This is a genomic window from Providencia sp. PROV268 (assembly GCF_028477805.1).
In the GTDB taxonomy this organism is placed as follows: Bacteria; Pseudomonadota; Gammaproteobacteria; order Enterobacterales; family Enterobacteriaceae; genus Providencia; species Providencia stuartii.
Map to the genome: position 1 here is coordinate 145,856 of NZ_JAMPLW010000018.1, position 17,482 is coordinate 163,337.

Consider the following 17,482-nt stretch of genomic DNA (forward strand, 5'->3'; position numbering starts at 1 on the left):
GATTTATTATTAAACTGCGTATGCTGAGATAATAATGTGTAAGATGGAGCATGAAACTCATGTCAGCGAACAAAATGCCAGCGGTTTTTATTGGCCATGGCAGCCCAATGAATGCGATATCAGATAACCAATATACTCAGGCATGGGCAGCTCTTGGGCAGTCGCTGCCTAAACCCAAAGCTATCTTGATGATCTCGGCACATTGGTATACTCGAGGAACCGCGGTCACCGCGATGGCTCAGCCAAGAACCATTCATGATTTTGGCGGCTTTCCTGAACCTTTGTATCAAATGCAATATCCAGCATCAGGCTCCCCTGAACTAGCTCAGCAAGTCGCCGATTTATTAGCGCCATTACCAGTCTATTTAGATAAAAGTGAATGGGGGCTAGATCACGGTGCATGGGAGATCCTCGTTCGTATGTATCCTCAAGCAGATATTCCAGTCGTTCAATTGAGTATTGATGGAACAAAACCTGCGGCTTGGCACTTAGAAGTGGGGCGTAAGCTGGCCTCATTAAGAGAGCAGGGAGTGATGATTATGGCTAGTGGGAATGTGGTGCATAATCTGAGGGAAATGAATTGGCAAAATGCGAATGTTGAGGCGTACCCTTGGGCGCGTTCGTTTGAGCAATTTGTGATTGAGCACCTAACAAGCAAGCAGTTACCTCACCCTTTGACAGAGGCTCTTATACGGGAAGATGGGAGGCGTTCTAACCCTTCACCGGAGCATTTTTTACCTTTGTTGTATGTGATTGGTAGCTGGGATGGTAAAGAAGCAATATCTACCCCGACAGAAGGGATTGTATCAGGCTCTTTGAGCATGCTATCGGTGCAAGTAGGTGAATAACAGGCTAGGAAAGGTAAACAAAAATGACTTTCCCGCGTTGAAGGTAAATTTACTGCCTTGTGTTTTTAGTGGAAGAAAACGGCATGGTTAGCATGCCGTTTGTCTATCAGTCAATAATGACATGAGGATAGAAGCGAGAGAGGTCTTGAGTGATAAGCTCTTTGTCTTCGCGAATACAGATACCCGCAGGTTGATCATTCACTAACCAACTTCCTACTAATGTATAGTTACCTTCAAATTGAGGTAGCGGATGGAACTGCTGGATGATCATGCCTTCTTCGCCATATGGACCATCTGCTGAGGCAATCTCTTGGCCTTTTTCAATCACACGAATATTCGCCCCTTCGCGAGAAAATAGTGGTTTGATCACATAACTTTCAAGCTCTGGTTTTTCGCCATCAGCAAAGTAAGCTGGCAACAAATTAGGATGATTTGGGAACATTTCCCATAACATTGGTAGCAGTGCTTTATTCGAAATAATGCTCTTCCAAGCTGGCTCTAACCAACGTACACCGGCATCTTCCAATTTGGTAGAAAAAATTTCTCTGAGCATAAATTCCCACGGATACAGTTTAAACAGATTACTAATGATCTGATCTTGTGTATCTGTGAATTCACCTCTTTCACCTAAGCCAATTTCATCCATATAAAGGAATTCAGTTGCGACACCTGCTTCATGAGCACAATCTTGTAGGTACTGAACAGTGCCACGATCTTCATCGGTATCACGGCAGCACGCCATATGCAGCAGACGGAAACCATGTTGATCTTTAAGCTGAGTGAAACGTTCGATCAACTGCTCTTGAATACTGTTAAATTGATCGGCGTTTTCTGGTAGTTTCCCTGCATTGATCTGATCTTCCAACCAAATCCACTGGAAAAAGGCTGACTCATAGAGCGATGTCGGTGTATCAGCATTATTCTCTAGTAGCTTAGGAGGGTTAACTCCATCGTAGGCCAGATCAAGGCGTGAATAGAGCGAAGGTTGGCTCGTCTTCCACGATTGGCGTACAAACTCCCAACAGTGTTTTGGGATTTGAAAGCGCGCAAGTAACTCATCACTTTCAACAACCCGTTCAACCACTTTTAAACACATTTGGTGTAATTCAGCAGTGGCATCTTCAATTTCTTCAATTTGCGCCATTGAGAATTGATAGTAAGCGTCTTCAGACCAGTATGGCTCGCCATACATGGTATGAAAACCGAAGCCAAATTCAGCTGCTTTTTCGCGCCAATCAGGGCGCTCAATAATTGGTACTCGTTTCATTACTTATCAACCACCCATTGAACGGGAAGATGAAGAAGATTTAGACGAGGAAGATTTCTGTGCCATCGCTTGCTTATTCACCGTGTCGCCAAAGCCACCACGAGTGATGGTGGAAGTGGTTGGTGGCTTAGGTGCCATTGCTGTTTTTGGTACGCTGATTGAACGTCCACCTGCAACAGCGGGACCATAGCTTTTACCTGTAGCATCGACAAATTTGCCATTAGCTGGGCTAGCTGGGTTTTTAGAGCTAAAAAGTGGTTGTGAAGGTGCACTACCGCCCATCATTCGACCCATCATGTAACCCATCATCAATGGCATCCACATGCTACCAGAGCTACTTTGTGCTTGAGCAGTTTGTTCACCATTACCTGCGGTACTTGAGAAACTAGCCTGTGCAGGTGCTTGAGTACACATTGCTTCGCCAAATTCGGCGATACAATCTTCTTTCGTTGCATATTTAGGGGCTGTTTTTGCCGCTTCTTGTAATGCATTGTTGTAGGCTAAAGTACATTGTTCAGCTTGAGAAGGATTAGCTTGGCTACAATCCTGCGCATTGGTATACAGAGAAACAGTCTCATCGCTTTCTTCACAAGCGGAGAGCATAAATACAGCACTAACGGCAATAGCAACGGGTGCTAAGCGATATGAACGCCAAGACTTACGAAATGCGTCTTGATTAATATGCTTGGTACGCTTCATGGTCATGGTAATTACCCTGAATTAAGAGTGAGTAAGTGGTTAGTTTTGTTGACTCTAGGATAGGGGAAATACGTTGAAAATTAAAGCAGAAATGCCAATGAAATGCGATTAAATAATAAATTTTGCAAATTCCTCGTCAGAATTAATACGCAAGAGAAGTTATTTTAGAAAAAGTATAACTATTTTTGTTTTATTTCAATAAATTATATTTTGTTGGTTTTTTGATTTATTACTTAATGTTTCTCATCAGAGTTGGCTGATTTTGCACAAAGAAATAATCAATAAAGTCTGGTTGCACTCTTTTAGATAGCAAAAACGATATTTATACGAATTTCTACTATTACTACATGATGTTTTAGGCTTTTTATAAAATCAAAAACCCTGTTTTATGGTGATTATTCACTAAATAAAAGGGCTTTATCAGTTAAAGATACTTTGCTTACTAAATAATGGGTGGTTTAAATTCATAAACACACCCATGCACATTAGTCCCAATTATGGTCTTGGTGGAATTTTAGATTTATGTTTTCTTGGGGCTTTTTTCTTTTTTGGCGGTGGTGTTGGCTTTTTATTTTTATGTGCTTTAACTGGTGATGCTGAAATTTTTGCCTCAGTATGATGAGAGCGTGGGGATGCTTGTGCACCCATAGTTGGCAGTATAAGCGTCGTGCATAATGCAAGAAGAATAAATCTCTTCATAATATTTCCATCTGTTATCTATCAATTAAGGAGCCCGTTTTATATCACTCCCTAATTATTGAGAAAAATAGCTTTGCATTCACTGACGCAAACTCCATAATTTATGCTAGATTTCATTGTAACCTATTGAATTTATTTTATATTAATAGATTTTGTTAATTTATTGATGGAGGAGAAAACACAAATTTTTCACTGATGACAGCGTGCAATTTAGGCCGTGGTGATCATCAATGTGTTTAAGAAAGGAAAGTTAAAAAAGGAGGGCGGTTGGCGCGAATAAAAAGGGGCCGACTTATCGACCCCTTTAAAGAAGATGTTATTACCTAATTTGTGGTGTTTCAATATTGCGAATAATGCTGCTAGGTGAGGTTGAAACCTCTTTGCCTAGGCTTGCATTAAGGCGAGCAATATCTTCTTCATTGAGTGTGCCACGAGCAAACTCAATGTTTAATTGGTTAATCATGTAATCATAACGTGCATTAGACAGGTTTTGTTTTGCTTGATACAGCGCGGTAGTTGCGGTTAACACGTCAACAATCGTACGAGTTCCCACTTGGTAACCGGCTTCCATCGCATCTAATGAACTTTGCGCAGAGACAACGACTTGTTTGTACGCATTGATGCTACTGATAGAAGATGACACGTTGTTATATGAAGAACGTACCAACTGAATTACGTTACGATAAACACTCTCAAGTTGCTCACTGGCACCTTGGAAACCATATTGTGCTTGTTCAACTTGTGAACTCACCGCACCACCACTATAAAGTGGTAAGCTTAAGGTTAAGCCAATGCTGTTTTGACCAGTATAGCTATTGCGATCTAACCCGTTGAAGTTGCTGCCATGGTTATGTGTATTGGCAACGCTGGTAGCCGCATCAAGATTGATGGTTGGCATATGCCCAGTTTCCGCTAAACGAATGTTTTCACGTGAAACATCTTGTGCTAAACGAGCGCTCAATAAGCTTAGGTTACGCTCTTCCGCTTCTTTTAAAATTGCATCAACCTGATCAGGAGTCACGGTTTTAAAACGATCGATATTCAGTGAAGCCAGTTGATTGTAGTAAACACCGCTGACCTGACGCAGTTTTTCAACCGCATTTTCTAAGTCATTACGGCCTGAAACTTCTTGTGCTAACACGCTATCGTAGTTTGCACGGGCGTTTTGTACGTCAGTGATAGCCACTAAGCCCACGTTAAAGCGTTGGGTCGTTTGATCGAGTTGACGGTAAACGGCTTCTTTATTTGCTTCGATATAGGATAGCGCGTCAATCGCTTTTAATACGTTAAAGTAAGCTGTTGCAGTATCCAAAATCAGTTGCTGTTGGCTGGTTTGATACGAAACATCCGTGATACCCGCGGTTTTTTCTTGGACGCTGAGTTGACGCCATTTTGACATATCAAAAACGACTTGGGTCAATTTCAAAGAAGCATTGAGACCGTTGCTTTCAGTATTTCTCGTATCGCGATAACCACTGCCATATGTTATACCGGCCCCTAAACCTAATTGTGGTAATAATGGGCTACGGGATTCATTAATCTTTTCAAAAGCTTGGTTACGTTCCGCTAATGATTTTCTTAGATCAGGGTTACTTTCTTTGGATTTTTGGTAAACCTGAAGTAGATCTTCTGCGTAGCTATTCGTACTGAGACCCACAAAACTTAATGCAATAAAAAGGGGAAGCAGTTTCTTCATTTGGATTCCTTGATTAAACAGCAAATAAGTTCAGCCTGTTACCTGTGCCCCACTGGCATAAGTGAGGAGAGAGCCGAGATAAATAGGACAAACTGGAACCTATATGTAAATAAATCATCATCACTAGAAATACTTGTCAAAAACAGACCTTGTTGTTGCCTATATATTTCAGTTCATATTGACGCTTATTGTAACAGAGTATCGCATAGGTTAACGGTAGCGTTTTGTGCCATTTTGTCTCAATTTGTTTAAACATTAACTCATATAAAGGGAAAAAGCCCTAAAAACTGTTTTATTCCATAATTTTTCCTTAATATGGAAAACATCAGCTTAGGAGATTGTTATGACAAAAAATGTAGAGCAGCCAATTAAATATAATAAAAATGATGTTGAAATTATATCTAAGCGTAAATTATTTAATGGTTTTTTTCAAATGATTGAATACCGCTTTCGCCATCGATTATTTGAGGGGGGTTGGAGCGAAGAAATTACTCTTGAGGTCTTTGAACGCGGGCACGCCGGCGTTATCTTACCCTATGATCCTGAAGCCGATAAGGTTGTGCTTATTGAGCAGATTAGGTTGCCTGCCATAGAAACCAGTCAAACGCCATGGTTACTTGAAGCGGTTGCAGGAATGATAGAAACCGATGAAACTGCAGAGCAAGTAGTACGTCGTGAAGCTGACGAAGAAGCCGGATTGGTCATTGGCCGCACTGAAAAAGCATTAAGCTATTTATCGAGTCCTGGGGGCACCTCTGAACGTATGTATGTGTATGTTGGTGAGGTTGACAGTTCCCATGCTTCTGGTATCCATGGTTTAAAATCAGAAAATGAAGATATCCGTGTCCATGTGGTTAGCCGTGAGCAGGCTTATCAATGGGTTGAGGAGGGGATTATTGATAATGCGGCAACGGTCATTGTGCTCCAGTGGCTACAGCTTAATTACAAAAAATTGCAACAAAAATGGGTGAAACTGTCTTAAATAACAATTAATCTAATGAAGTGTGTGCTATTTAGCAGATATTAACCTACTGTTAACGGTAGAATAGCAAAATAACGGTGACATTTTTTATTGGAACAAGGAAAACTTTTGGACAGCCAGCTCGAAGTGACTGCTCGTAATGCGAAGGTAGTCAGGATTTTACAAGTTACTGATACGCATCTCTTTGCTGATACAGCGAATACCCTATTGGGGATTAACACGCACAAGAGCTATCATGCCGTCCTTGATGCTATTTTAGAACAAAATCTGCCTATCGATCTGATCGTTGCAACCGGTGATTTAGTCCAAGATCAATCACCAGAAGCTTACCAACATTTTGCAAAAGGGATTGAGCGTCTACCGGCTCCCTGTGTTTGGCTCCCAGGTAATCATGATTACCAACCTGCAATGGTCAGCTCTTTAAAGTTAGCGGGGATTTCAAGCGCAAAAGAAATTTTGATTGGTGATGAATGGCAAATTTTGATGCTGGATAGCCAATTGCAAGACGTTCCACATGGCGAATTGTCAGAGCAGCAACTTGAGTGGATGAAAAGCTGTTTGGATAAGCGCCCTCAGCGTACCACTTTAGTGATGCTTCATCATCATCCTTTACCTTCGGGCTGTACTTGGCTTGATCAGCACAGCTTGCGTAACTCCCATATTCTTGCGGATTACCTAAAAGGGTATCCACAAGTTAAAGTGATGCTTTGTGGGCATATTCATCAAGAAATGGATGAATACTGGCATGGTATTCGTTTATTAGCGACGCCTTCGACATGCGTGCAGTTTAAGCCTCATTGTACCAACTTTGCACTAGATACCGTCGCTCCAGGCTGGCGCTATCTCGAACTCTCCATCAATGAGAAAGGGGAAAGGCATATTAGTACGCAAGTGTGTCGTTTAAATACCAAAGAATTCAGTCCTGACTTTGATTCGGACGGCTACTAATGTCGACGCTTCTTTATATCCATGGCTTTAATAGTTCGCCACAGTCGGCGAAAGCCAATGGCTTAAAACAGTGGGTGAATGAGCACTACCCGCACATCAACATGATTGTGCCGCAATTGCCTAACTATCCAAAGCAAGCCGCTTCTATGTTAGAAGAGATTGTGCTACAGCATAAAGACGCGCCGATGGGGCTCGTTGGCTCATCATTAGGCGGCTATTTTTCGATTTGGTTTTCACAGCGTTTTCAGATCCCAGCCGTTGTGGTGAATCCCGCAGTGCGTCCTTTTGATCTTTTGCAGGATTATCTTGGCGAAAATATCAATCCTTATACGCATGAAAAGTATTTTCTTGAGCCTAAGCATATGCATGAACTGAAAGCATTGCATCTGCCACAAGTTGATCATCCCGATTTGATCTGGTTGTTACAACAAATGGGGGATGAAGTGCTCGATTATCGCCAAGCGGTTTCCTATCTTGCAAAATGCAAACAAACTGTTGAACCACAAGGTAATCATGCCTTTGTTGGTTTTGAGAATCACTTTCCGCAAATCATCCATTTTCTGAGATTGGCAGAGAAATAATGCCAAAACATCTGTACACTGTTATTATCAACAGTAAATCACTGATTGAACGCTTTGAGTTGTTCAATTAATCACCTATTACCGCAGAATGACAACATGACTCAATCTAGTTATAACGCAGAGGCCATTGAAGTCCTCAGTGGTTTGGAACCTGTTCGCCGTCGCCCTGGGATGTATACAGACACCAGCCGACCGAACCATTTAGCACAAGAAGTAATTGATAACAGTGTTGACGAAGCACTGGCAGGGCATGCAGGGCATATTGAAGTAATTTTATATCCTGATCAGTCACTTGAAGTGATTGACGATGGGCGAGGTATGCCCGTTGATATCCATCCTGAAATGAAAGTCTCCGCTGTGGAACTGATTTTAGGGCAGTTACACGCTGGTGGTAAATTTTCCAATAAAAACTATCAATTCTCAGGTGGCTTGCACGGTGTAGGTATTTCCGTTGTTAATGCTTTGTCTAAGCGTATTGAAGTCACAGTGCGCCGTGATGGTCAAATTTATCAAATTGCCTTTGAAAATGGCGATAAAGTCGAAGAATTGCATGTTATCGGTACGTGCGCTAAGCGCAATACTGGCACTAGCGTGCATTTTTGGCCGGATGAAAGCTATTTCGATAATCCGCGTTTTTCCGTTTCTCGTTTAGCTCATAATTTAAAAGCAAAAGCGGTTTTATGCCCTGGCGTGAAAATCACGTTTAAGGATCAGCTCAACAATACAGAGCAAAGCTGGTGCTATACGGATGGGCTAACAGACTATTTAATGGAAGCCGTTAATGGATTAGAGCTGTTACCGGATCAACCATTTACTGGAGAGTTTTCGGGGGAGAGCGAAGCGGCTGAATGGGCGCTTTTATGGCTACCAGAAGGCGGAGAACTGCTCACGGAGAGCTATGTTAACTTGATCCCAACCGCACAAGGGGGAACCCATGTGAATGGGTTGCGCCAAGGGTTACTTGATGCAATGAGGGAGTTCTGTGAGTTCCGTAATATCTTACCTCGTGGCGTAAAACTGTCTGCTGATGATATCTGGGAGCGCTGTGCGTATGTGCTTTCGGTTAAGATGCAAGATCCGCAATTTGCTGGGCAAACGAAAGAGCGTCTCTCTTCTCGCCAATGTGCGGCATTTGTTGCTGGCGTCGTAAAAGATGCCTTTAGCCTATGGTTAAACCAAAACGTTCAAGTTGCCGAACAGTTAGCGGAAATGGCAATTGCTAGCGCTCAGCGGCGTATGCGTGCGGCTAAAAAGGTGGTGCGTAAGAAGTTAACCAGTGGCCCCGCTTTACCCGGTAAGTTAGCAGATTGTAGCTCCCAAGATTTAAGTATGACAGAGCTGTTCTTGGTGGAAGGGGATTCTGCGGGAGGTTCAGCAAAGCAAGCCCGCGACCGTGAATATCAAGCTATTATGCCTTTACGTGGGAAGATCCTAAACACATGGGAAGTCTCTTCCGATGAAGTGCTGGCGTCGCAAGAAGTTCATGATATTTCTGTTGCCATCGGTATGGATCCTGATAGTGAGGATTTAAGCCAATTGCGTTACGGGAAAGTGTGTATTCTTGCGGATGCTGACTCTGATGGGTTACATATTGCGACGCTGTTATGTGCATTGTTTGTGCGTCATTTCCCTAAGCTTGTCAAAGAAGGGCATGTATACATGGCAATGCCGCCACTGTATCGTATCGATTTAGGGAAAGAGACGTTTTATGCATTGGATGAAAGCGAAAAGAATGCCGTGCTTGATAGGCTGAGTCGTAAGAGAGGCAAACCCAATGTACAGCGCTTTAAAGGGTTGGGGGAAATGAACCCAATTCAATTGCGTGAAACGACATTAGATCCCAACACTCGCCGTCTTGTTCAATTAACCATTGATGATGAGAACTACAAAGAAACAGTGGCCGTCATGGATATGCTGTTAGCAAAAAAACGTTCAGAAGATCGTCGTAACTGGTTACAAGAAAAAGGCGATATGGCTGAAATTGAAGTCTAACATTCATCACGCTATCAAAAAGAGTAAGGAAAGTATTGAATGAGTGAAATTACTCATGACGGCGTAGAGCGTTTACCCCTCCACGCCTTTACTGAGAACGCCTATCTGAACTATTCGATGTATGTGATCATGGATAGGGCGTTACCTTTTATTGGCGATGGGCTAAAGCCCGTCCAGCGCCGTATCGTTTATGCAATGTCCGAGTTAGGACTTAATAATACGGCGAAATATAAAAAATCAGCGAGGACGGTCGGTGACGTACTAGGTAAATATCACCCTCATGGTGATATTGCCTGTTATGAAGCGATGGTGCTAATGGCTCAACCGTTTTCTTACCGCTATCCATTGGTTGATGGTCAAGGAAACTGGGGGGCGCCTGATGATCCTAAATCTTTCGCCGCGATGCGTTATACCGAATCACGGCTATCAAAATACGCAGAAGTATTATTGAGCGAGCTTGCGCATGGCACAGTGGACTGGATCCCTAACTTTGATGGCACTTTGAATGAGCCAAAAATGTTGCCAGCGCGTTTACCGAATATTTTGCTCAATGGTACAACGGGGATCGCCGTTGGGATGGCGACAGATATCCCACCTCATAATGCACGGGAAGTGGCTCAAGCCTTGGTTGCTCTACTGGATAAGCCAACGCTGTCGCTGGATGACATTATGTCGTATGTTCCTGGTCCAGATTTCCCAACCGAAGCAGAAATTATCTCTTCCCGAGAGGATATTCGTAAGATCTATCAAAATGGTCGCGGCTCAGTTCGTATGCGTGCTGTTTGGGAAAAAGAGGATGGCAATGCGGTTATTACTGCTCTGCCTCATCAAGTTTCTGGGGCGAAAGTGCTTGAGCAGATTGCAAGCCAGATGCGCGCGAAGAAATTACCGATGGTGGATGATTTACGTGATGAGTCCGATCACGAAAATCCTACACGCCTAGTCATTGTGCCGCGTAGTAATCGTGTTGACCTCGAACAAGTGATGAATCACCTGTTTGCGACGACAGATCTCGAGAAAAGCTATCGCGTTAACCTCAACATGATAGGTCTTGATAATCGTCCAGCAGTTAAAGGGTTGGTAGATATACTCAATGAATGGATTGTTTACCGCCGTCAAACGGTACGTAATCGCCTTAATCATCGTTTAGAAAAGGTTCTTAGACGCTTACATATTTTAGACGGTTTATTAATTGCTTATCTTAACATTGATGAAGTTATTGAGATCATCCGTACGGAAGATGAGCCAAAACCTGTCTTAATGTCGCGCTTTAATCTCTCTGATACGCAAGCAGAAGCTATCTTAGAATTAAAATTACGTCATTTGGCTAAACTCGAGGAGATGAAAATTCGAGGCGAGCAAGATGAATTAATTAAAGAGCGTGATGAATTACAAAGTATTTTAGGCTCCGAGCGTAAGCTAAATACGCTGATTAAAAAAGAAATTCAGGCTGACGCCAAAGCTTATGGGGATGAGCGTCGCTCGCCACTGCGTGAACGTGAAGAAGCAAAAGCATTGAGCGAACATGAAATTCTACCTTCAGAGCCGATTACCGTTGTATTGTCAGAAATGGGCTGGGTACGCAGTGCGAAAGGGCATGATATTGAGCCTTCTAATCTGAATTATAAGGCTGGAGATAGTTTCAAAGGTGCCGCTCGAGGTAAAACCAATCAGCCTGTTGTTTTCCTAGATACGACAGGGCGTAGTTATTCGGTTGACCCATTAGAGCTACCTTCCGCACGCAGTCAAGGGGAGCCATTAACCGGGCGTTTATCACTACCGCCGGGGGCGACCGTCGAACATGTTCTGATGGCCCAAGATGAGCAAAAATATTTAATGGCATCGGATGCGGGTTATGGTTTTATTTGTACCTTTAATGATCTTGTCACCAAGAACAAAACAGGTAAGGCTCTGATTAATCTGCCGGATAACGCCAAGATCCTCACACCAATTGAGATCAATAATGAGCAAGAAGATGTACTGTTAGCCATTACTAAGGCTGGTCGTATGTTAATGTTCCCTGTTGCTGATTTGCCTCAATTGTCGAAAGGGAAAGGTAATAAGATCATCAATATTACCGGTGCTCAAGCGGCAAGTGGTGAAGACCTTCTTGTTTGGTTATTAGTGCTGCCAGCACAGGCTTCAATTACGCTCTATTTCGGTAAACGGAAACTGAGATTGAAATCGGAAGAGTTGCAAAAATATCGTGCAGAAAGAGGGCGTCGTGGTACATCACTACCTCGTGGCTTGCATAATATTGAGCGAATTGAAGTTGAAACTGCGGATGCAGACAAATAATAATAGTGCAATTTTATTATGGGATTGATTATGCTCTAAATACGTAAAGGTCAGCCAGCCGATAGCGGAATCAATCGTGCTGACAATGCTGCACTTGAAGTATGGCGAGGATAATCAAGTTCTGATTATTTAGACAGAGGTCTCTATGCTAGCGCTGATTAGGGCCATTATTGTGATTATTTATACAATATTGGTGTGTGTATTTGGGGGAATTTATTGTTTATTTAGCCCTCGTGATCCAAAACATGTGATGGTTTTTGGCCATATGTTTGGGCGGTTATCAACATTATTTGGCATAAAAATTATTAACCGCGTTCCAGAAAAAGCGAAAAAATATGGCCCGAGCATTTATATTGGTAACCACCAAAATAACTATGACATGGTCACAATGTCGAATGGTGTTCAACCAAGAACGGTGACAGTAGGGAAAAAAAGTTTAGTGTTGATCCCGTTTTTTGGTTTTCTGTACTGGATCACGGGGAATATTTTGATCGACCGTTCGAATCGTTCAAAAGCGCATAACACAATTTCGCAAGTGGCTGAACAAATCAAAAAACATCAAATTTCAATTTGGATGTTTCCAGAGGGAACTCGTAGCCGTGGTCGTGGGTTGCTACCTTTTAAAACAGGGGCATTTCATGCGGCGATTGCTGCGGGTGTACCAATTGTACCGGTTTGTGTTTCTACCACTCAAGGAAGGATCAAACTCAACCGTTGGAATAATGGTCATGTGATCGTTGAAATGTTAGAGCCAATAGAGACAAAAAACTATTCCAAGGAGCAAGTCAGGGAGCTCGCTGAATATTGCCATGATTTGATGGAAGCTAAAATTAAGCAGCTCGATGAAGAGATTGCTGAAATAGACAAGCAAAATAAATAAGTTGTTCGGCACGATGACTTAACATGACGCCCTTTTCTGAATAGGTTATCTCATCAGAAAAGGGCGTTTTTATTTAATGAATCACATGATCCTGTTTACACGTCTAATTACATTTTATCTTGTCATTTTTGACTATTAAATTTTATTTATCGTTATAGATATTTTTAGAGTTTCATCTATTTTCGCGATATCATTACAACCCATTTGTATCAAGTTTAAGATTATGGCCCAATGATGGGTTATGCTAGCGCGAACCTAAAATTAACGATTAAATTGGCTTATATTGCGAATATCTAACAATAATTAGCGCTGCTATTTTTAGTTTAGTGGAGAATTTATGTCATTCAGTCGGCGTCAGTTTCTGCTTATTGCAGGGCTGGCTTTGTGTTTGGTCAATACATCAAACTATGCTTTTGCGAGCGGTAATGGCAAAAACCCGCTCCCTGTTCCTCCATTATTAGAATCCAAATCAGGACAGCCGTTATTTTTGACATTACAAAAAATACATTGGTCGTTTGATGGGAAATACTCTGCGGATATATGGGGGGTTAATGGTTCTTATCCAGGTCCAACGGTAAAAGTAAAAAATGGCGATGATATTAAGCTGATTTATAGTAATCGCTTACCTGAGTCTGTTTCCATGACAGTTAGTGGCCTGCAAGTTCCTGGTACTCAAATAGGTGGAGCGGCAAGGTTAATCTCTTCAGGAGCCGATTGGTCTCCTGTGATCCCTATTCGTCAACCCGCAGCGACCCTTTGGTATCACGCGAATACAGAAGGCAAAATGGGGCCTCAAATTTATAATGGTCTATTAGGGATGTGGATCATTGAAGATGATTCAACGAAGAATCTGCGACTACCAAAACATTATGGCGTCGATGATTTTCCTATTATTATCCAAGATAAGCGCTTAGATAATTTTGGGGTTCCTGAATACCAAGCCAATGAGGACGGTTTTCTTGGGGATACGTTATTAGTTAACGGTGTTCAAGACCCTTATATTGAAGTTTCCCGTGGCTGGATCCGTTTACGCTTATTAAATGCCTCTAATTCGAGGCGCTATGTCATGAAAATTAGCGATGGGCGTCCTTTTGTGATGATAGCCTCCGATCAAGGATTATTGACATCACCAGTCAAAGTGCCTGAACTGTCGTTGGCACCGGGTGAACGTCGAGAAGTCTTGATTGATATGGCAAAAACAGAAGAGCTTACCATTACAGCGGGTGAATCAGCGAGCTTTATGGATAGAGTGAAGAGTTTATTTGAACCTTCAACAACACTCATATCGACCAATGTGTTGACTATCAAAGCAACAGGGTTAATGTCTTTGGTGACTGATGATGTTCCTACTCAGTTAGTTGAAGATAAAACTCAGATCACTTCATCTATTCGTAATCGTGATATTCACCTTAATGAACCTTATGGCATCAATAATACGACAAAAGATACTCGTCGTATTGATCTATCAAGCCAACAAGGTGGGTGGGAGCGCTGGGCCGTAACCAGTAATGTTCCTCAACCTTTTCATATTGAAGGGGTTCGTTTTAAAGTGATTAACCGTAATGGACAACCGACACCACCGGAGGATTTCGGCTGGAAAGATACAGTTTGGGTTGATGGTAAAACAGAACTATTGGTACAAATGATGCAGCCATCCTATGAGCACTTTCCATTTTTATTCTACAGCAACAATTTAGAAAAAGCGGATTTAGGCTCAGTGGGGCAACTGGTCGTGGCACCCGAAAATTAATGTTAAATCGGGAGTGTTAGAAATTCTGTGTCATCCTAGTAAACGACCTCAAAAAGGAAGGGCTGATGACACAACCTTTCGATTTTGATAAAACCTTAAAATTACTTCAAGAGGGGCAGGTATTGATCGGCAAAGGCGGTATCCTGACCCCATTGAGACTCTTATTTGGCGAATGATATCAATGCCAATCGCCGAAATGGTATCACTAAGAAAACCATCAAAATATCAACGGGTAACGTTGAACTGGCAACGAGACCTGATCGTAATGGTTCTTTCGAACCGTAACGGGTGAAAAAGCACCAAGCGACATTATCGAATGAGGTCGAGCATAAAATAATACGTTTTTTGCTCTGAGTATGAGTTACTCGGGTATTAGCCGAGAATTGAAGAGCTGTATGCTTTTAGTCTCTCACCTGCCGCGATTAGCGCAGTGACTGGCAAAGTTATTCTGAACTCAAACTATGGCAACAGCAACCACCGGATATGGTGGGTTGGAAACAAAATATGCTAGCTATCTATAACCAAATAATTGAAGACCTCATGACGATCAATCCAGAGCTGCAAGTGATTCATAAGCTATTTTAACCACGGCGATTAGACGGTCGTTGATCGTCTTTGAATATTTACGTGCTAATATTGATAATGTAAAGAGTATCAAAATAACAGTTGGAATAGATGAGATGTTTTCTGTTAGTAAAACTTCTCGATTTGATAACAGGTTTCTTATGGAAAGAATAAAATAATGAATAGAATGGAGCTAATCAATAAATATATAGAAACTGAATTGAAAGACATAGAAGTTAGTACTATAGATTTGAAAAAAAAGATAGATAGTCGGTTTTATAAAGATATAGAAATAGATATTACAAGAAAGCCTGTTGATAAGTATATAAATTATCTTGTAGCTCTTGATTCTGCAATGGGAATTACTGGGTTGCTTTATACGAAAGAAATCTACTCAAATGTGAATGAAAAATCTTATGCTTTTGAGAAATTCTTTTGGCATAGAAATGTTTCTTTTTTAGCTAGTTATTATAACCTATTTAAGGATAAAAATTTATCTTTAGATTTTTCTGAACAAGGCGAAATTTTACTGATGGATTTTGCTTGTGATGACTTTAGAATTGGGCACCTTTGCTACGATAGAATTATTGAGAATATTCAATCGGGTAAAATGGCAAAATCACTCCCTATGTATACTCGCCCACAGAAGCTAGGCGTATTTGCCGTTGAAATGTTGGCAAGCGAAAAAAATCAAACCATAGATTGGGAGAGTGCAGGTATTCCTATCGATCCGTTTTATCAACGTTTTTGCCAAGAAGCGTTATATAATGAAAATCACGATGTTGTCGCCCAATGGCTTATTGCACTGTGTGATCGTCATGTCGAATGGTCCGCTTTATTTGACTGGGATGAAAATGAACAAAGTGCGACAGGCTATGAAATAGATATGGAAATATTATTAGCGTGGCCGTTTGAATATCAAGCCGTCAAAAATTTCCGCGCCAAACATGGCTTAACTACTCCTATCATCGATCACCCATTACTTAAAACCCCGATGGCAATTGAACATCGCCCTGATATGGTGGGTTGGAAGCAAAATAGGCCCGCTATTTATGATCAGATGATTGAAGACTTGATCACGATTAATACAGAGCTGCAAGTGATTCATAAACTATTTTAATCACGGTAAATCACCGATGGTTTACCATCTTTAGATACAGGTAATATTATGAAGCAGACGGCAGAAAGAAAACAAATTATTTGTGATAATAAGCTGTAAGCCTTTTATCTTGATGCAGTTCACTATTTTGAAGAGGAATATCAAGCTGTCTTAGAACACAATGAAATTAAGCGAGAGGCCTTGTTTAATCAATTAAAGAAAAATTATTTGCACTTTGAATCCATTGGTCGAGCAAGTCAACTTGATGAAAATTAATGGGGGCTCAGTAGCATTAGAAGGACACAAGGTGGTTTGTGGGTGTGTGCTTGTCGCAGTGGATTAAGCAAGTAGTAAAAAAGTATCTTGAGCGGGGTGTTTTAATCATAGGGGTTAAAACAATAAAGAATGAGTGAATACTATTATTAGTCAGTATGTTAGCTTTAAAGAATCGAATGATTATAAGGATGATTTCATTTGCAGAATTGAGTCACCTCTACCACCGATGCGGTATATCGACAGTGAAAAAGCGTTAGATGAGGCTAATTGCACTCTGGGTTTTATTAATGAGGAAAAGATATAATGGGAATAGTTGCCTTTGTCAAAAAACACATGACATTAAAATCCAATTTTGATCGTGCCAAGAAACAACGCTTTGTATCTAATCACGAACGTTACCAAAATAATGTTGAGCTTGAAGAGTTAACCTTTATTGATGAAATTAATGCTAAACAATTTGCCATTGCGAATATTAATCGAGGAAAACGTGATGTTGGGGCAATGAGCTTTTTTCTGGTTATTTTAGTTTTTTTTATAGTAATTTTGAGTGTACTAATAAAGTCAAATATAGATAACTACAATAGTTTTGTTAGCACCATCTCAATGTATGAGAAAAAGTATAATCTTTATAAAGAAAAAAATATAACATTGACTAAAAAAATTAAGGAGCTTAGACCATTTTATGGTGAAGGCAATAAAAGCTTTGGGGTTTTCTTTGTCGATTACTATTTATGGGGAGGGCATGTCGATAAAGTTGGAGGTAAGGACGTTACTCTTATAATTTTCACGTTAATTTTTGGTATTTTTACCAGTATTGTGGGTTATATAATCTTTTTAAAGCCGCTACCAGTCCTGATTTTTGATCGAGAGAAAAAATATGTCTATAGCTATTTAAAAGGGAAA

General features: G+C 41.2%; 14 protein-coding genes and 2 pseudogenes. 12 read left to right on the forward strand and 4 right to left on the reverse strand.

Features of this window, described 5'->3' with window-relative positions:
* Window positions 1-59: 59 nt before the first annotated feature.
* Window positions 60-848 (forward strand): 4,5-DOPA dioxygenase extradiol, encoded by a 789-nt coding sequence (ygiD, locus tag PR699_RS14225; RefSeq protein WP_014657634.1) that lies wholly within the window; start codon window positions 60-62, stop codon window positions 846-848.
* A 106-nt stretch (window positions 849-954) separates the two neighbouring features.
* Here ygiD and PR699_RS14230 read toward each other — a convergent pair whose 3' ends face one another.
* From PR699_RS14230 to tolC, 4 genes are all read right to left on the reverse strand, one after another.
* On the reverse strand, window positions 955-2,115 hold the full coding sequence (locus tag PR699_RS14230) for a glutathionylspermidine synthase family protein (protein WP_004925143.1): 1,161 nt from the start codon (window positions 2,113-2,115) through the stop codon (window positions 955-957).
* Window positions 2,116-2,121: 6 nt separating this feature from the next.
* The gene (locus PR699_RS14235) at window positions 2,122-2,820 is read right to left on the reverse strand and encodes a DUF1190 family protein (RefSeq protein WP_004925139.1); all 699 of its coding nucleotides are present in this window, start codon (window positions 2,818-2,820) and stop codon (window positions 2,122-2,124) included.
* A 489-nt stretch (window positions 2,821-3,309) separates the two neighbouring features.
* Window positions 3,310-3,513 (reverse strand): hypothetical protein, encoded by a 204-nt coding sequence (locus tag PR699_RS14240; protein ID WP_127891330.1) that lies wholly within the window; start codon window positions 3,511-3,513, stop codon window positions 3,310-3,312.
* 319 nt (window positions 3,514-3,832) lie between these two features.
* Window positions 3,833-5,209 (reverse strand): outer membrane channel protein TolC, encoded by a 1,377-nt coding sequence (gene tolC, locus PR699_RS14245; protein WP_004925132.1) that lies wholly within the window; start codon window positions 5,207-5,209, stop codon window positions 3,833-3,835.
* 343 nt (window positions 5,210-5,552) lie between these two features.
* Between tolC and nudF the strand changes: the two genes are divergently transcribed.
* From nudF to PR699_RS14300, 11 genes and pseudogenes are all read left to right on the forward strand, one after another.
* Window positions 5,553-6,191 carry an ADP-ribose diphosphatase gene (gene nudF / locus PR699_RS14250; RefSeq protein WP_014657636.1) on the forward strand — a complete coding sequence of 213 codons (639 nt, stop codon included), beginning with the start codon at window positions 5,553-5,555 and terminating at the stop codon, window positions 6,189-6,191.
* 108 nt (window positions 6,192-6,299) lie between these two features.
* On the forward strand, window positions 6,300-7,139 hold the full coding sequence (gene cpdA, locus PR699_RS14255; RefSeq protein ID WP_014657637.1) for a 3',5'-cyclic-AMP phosphodiesterase: 840 nt from the start codon (window positions 6,300-6,302) through the stop codon (window positions 7,137-7,139).
* Complete coding sequence (gene yqiA, locus PR699_RS14260; protein WP_004925122.1) at window positions 7,139-7,720, forward strand: esterase YqiA; 582 nt, start codon at window positions 7,139-7,141, stop codon at window positions 7,718-7,720. The genes cpdA and yqiA overlap by 1 nt, the downstream gene beginning before the upstream one ends.
* A gap of 96 nt (window positions 7,721-7,816) precedes the next feature.
* Window positions 7,817-9,712 carry a DNA topoisomerase IV subunit B gene (gene parE, locus PR699_RS14265; RefSeq protein ID WP_004925119.1) on the forward strand — a complete coding sequence of 632 codons (1,896 nt, stop codon included), beginning with the start codon at window positions 7,817-7,819 and terminating at the stop codon, window positions 9,710-9,712.
* 39 nt (window positions 9,713-9,751) lie between these two features.
* Entirely contained in the window at window positions 9,752-12,010 is a 2,259-nt protein-coding gene (gene parC / locus PR699_RS14270) for a DNA topoisomerase IV subunit A (protein WP_014657638.1), read from the forward strand.
* A 145-nt stretch (window positions 12,011-12,155) separates the two neighbouring features.
* Window positions 12,156-12,890: a 1-acylglycerol-3-phosphate O-acyltransferase gene (locus tag PR699_RS14275; protein ID WP_014657639.1), complete on the forward strand. Its 735-nt coding sequence runs from the start codon at window positions 12,156-12,158 to the stop codon at window positions 12,888-12,890.
* Window positions 12,891-13,227: 337 nt separating this feature from the next.
* On the forward strand, window positions 13,228-14,640 hold the full coding sequence (gene ftsP / locus PR699_RS14280) for a cell division protein FtsP (protein ID WP_004925110.1): 1,413 nt from the start codon (window positions 13,228-13,230) through the stop codon (window positions 14,638-14,640).
* Between the two features lie 165 nt (window positions 14,641-14,805).
* Window positions 14,806-14,925 (forward strand): transposase, encoded by a 120-nt coding sequence (locus tag PR699_RS14285; protein ID WP_113742865.1) that lies wholly within the window; start codon window positions 14,806-14,808, stop codon window positions 14,923-14,925.
* A gap of 457 nt (window positions 14,926-15,382) precedes the next feature.
* On the forward strand, window positions 15,383-16,324 hold the full coding sequence (locus tag PR699_RS14290) for a hypothetical protein (protein WP_072502821.1): 942 nt from the start codon (window positions 15,383-15,385) through the stop codon (window positions 16,322-16,324).
* 223 nt (window positions 16,325-16,547) lie between these two features.
* A pseudogene (locus PR699_RS14295) lies at window positions 16,548-16,646 on the forward strand (PAAR domain-containing protein); the annotation flags it as partial.
* A gap of 236 nt (window positions 16,647-16,882) precedes the next feature.
* Window positions 16,883-17,482, forward strand: a pseudogene (locus PR699_RS14300) (hypothetical protein); the annotation flags it as partial.

Excerpts from the sequence above, each read along its gene's own strand:
- ftsP (WP_004925110.1), top strand. The coding sequence starts at position 13,228 with ATGTCATTCAGTCGGCGTCAGTTTCTGCTTATTGCAGGGCTGGCTTTG.
- PR699_RS14235 (WP_004925139.1), bottom strand. The coding sequence starts at position 2,820 with ATGACCATGAAGCGTACCAAGCATATTAATCAAGACGCATTTCGTAAG.
- PR699_RS14240 (WP_127891330.1), bottom strand. The coding sequence starts at position 3,513 with ATGAAGAGATTTATTCTTCTTGCATTATGCACGACGCTTATACTGCCA.
- PR699_RS14290 (WP_072502821.1), top strand. The coding sequence starts at position 15,383 with ATGAATAGAATGGAGCTAATCAATAAATATATAGAAACTGAATTGAAA.
- nudF (WP_014657636.1), top strand. The coding sequence starts at position 5,553 with ATGACAAAAAATGTAGAGCAGCCAATTAAATATAATAAAAATGATGTT.
- parC (WP_014657638.1), top strand. The coding sequence starts at position 9,752 with ATGAGTGAAATTACTCATGACGGCGTAGAGCGTTTACCCCTCCACGCC.
- tolC (WP_004925132.1), bottom strand. The coding sequence starts at position 5,209 with ATGAAGAAACTGCTTCCCCTTTTTATTGCATTAAGTTTTGTGGGTCTC.
- parE (WP_004925119.1), top strand. The coding sequence starts at position 7,817 with ATGACTCAATCTAGTTATAACGCAGAGGCCATTGAAGTCCTCAGTGGT.
- yqiA (WP_004925122.1), top strand. The coding sequence starts at position 7,139 with ATGTCGACGCTTCTTTATATCCATGGCTTTAATAGTTCGCCACAGTCG.
- PR699_RS14230 (WP_004925143.1), bottom strand. The coding sequence starts at position 2,115 with ATGAAACGAGTACCAATTATTGAGCGCCCTGATTGGCGCGAAAAAGCA.
- ygiD (WP_014657634.1), top strand. The coding sequence starts at position 60 with ATGTCAGCGAACAAAATGCCAGCGGTTTTTATTGGCCATGGCAGCCCA.
- PR699_RS14275 (WP_014657639.1), top strand. The coding sequence starts at position 12,156 with ATGCTAGCGCTGATTAGGGCCATTATTGTGATTATTTATACAATATTG.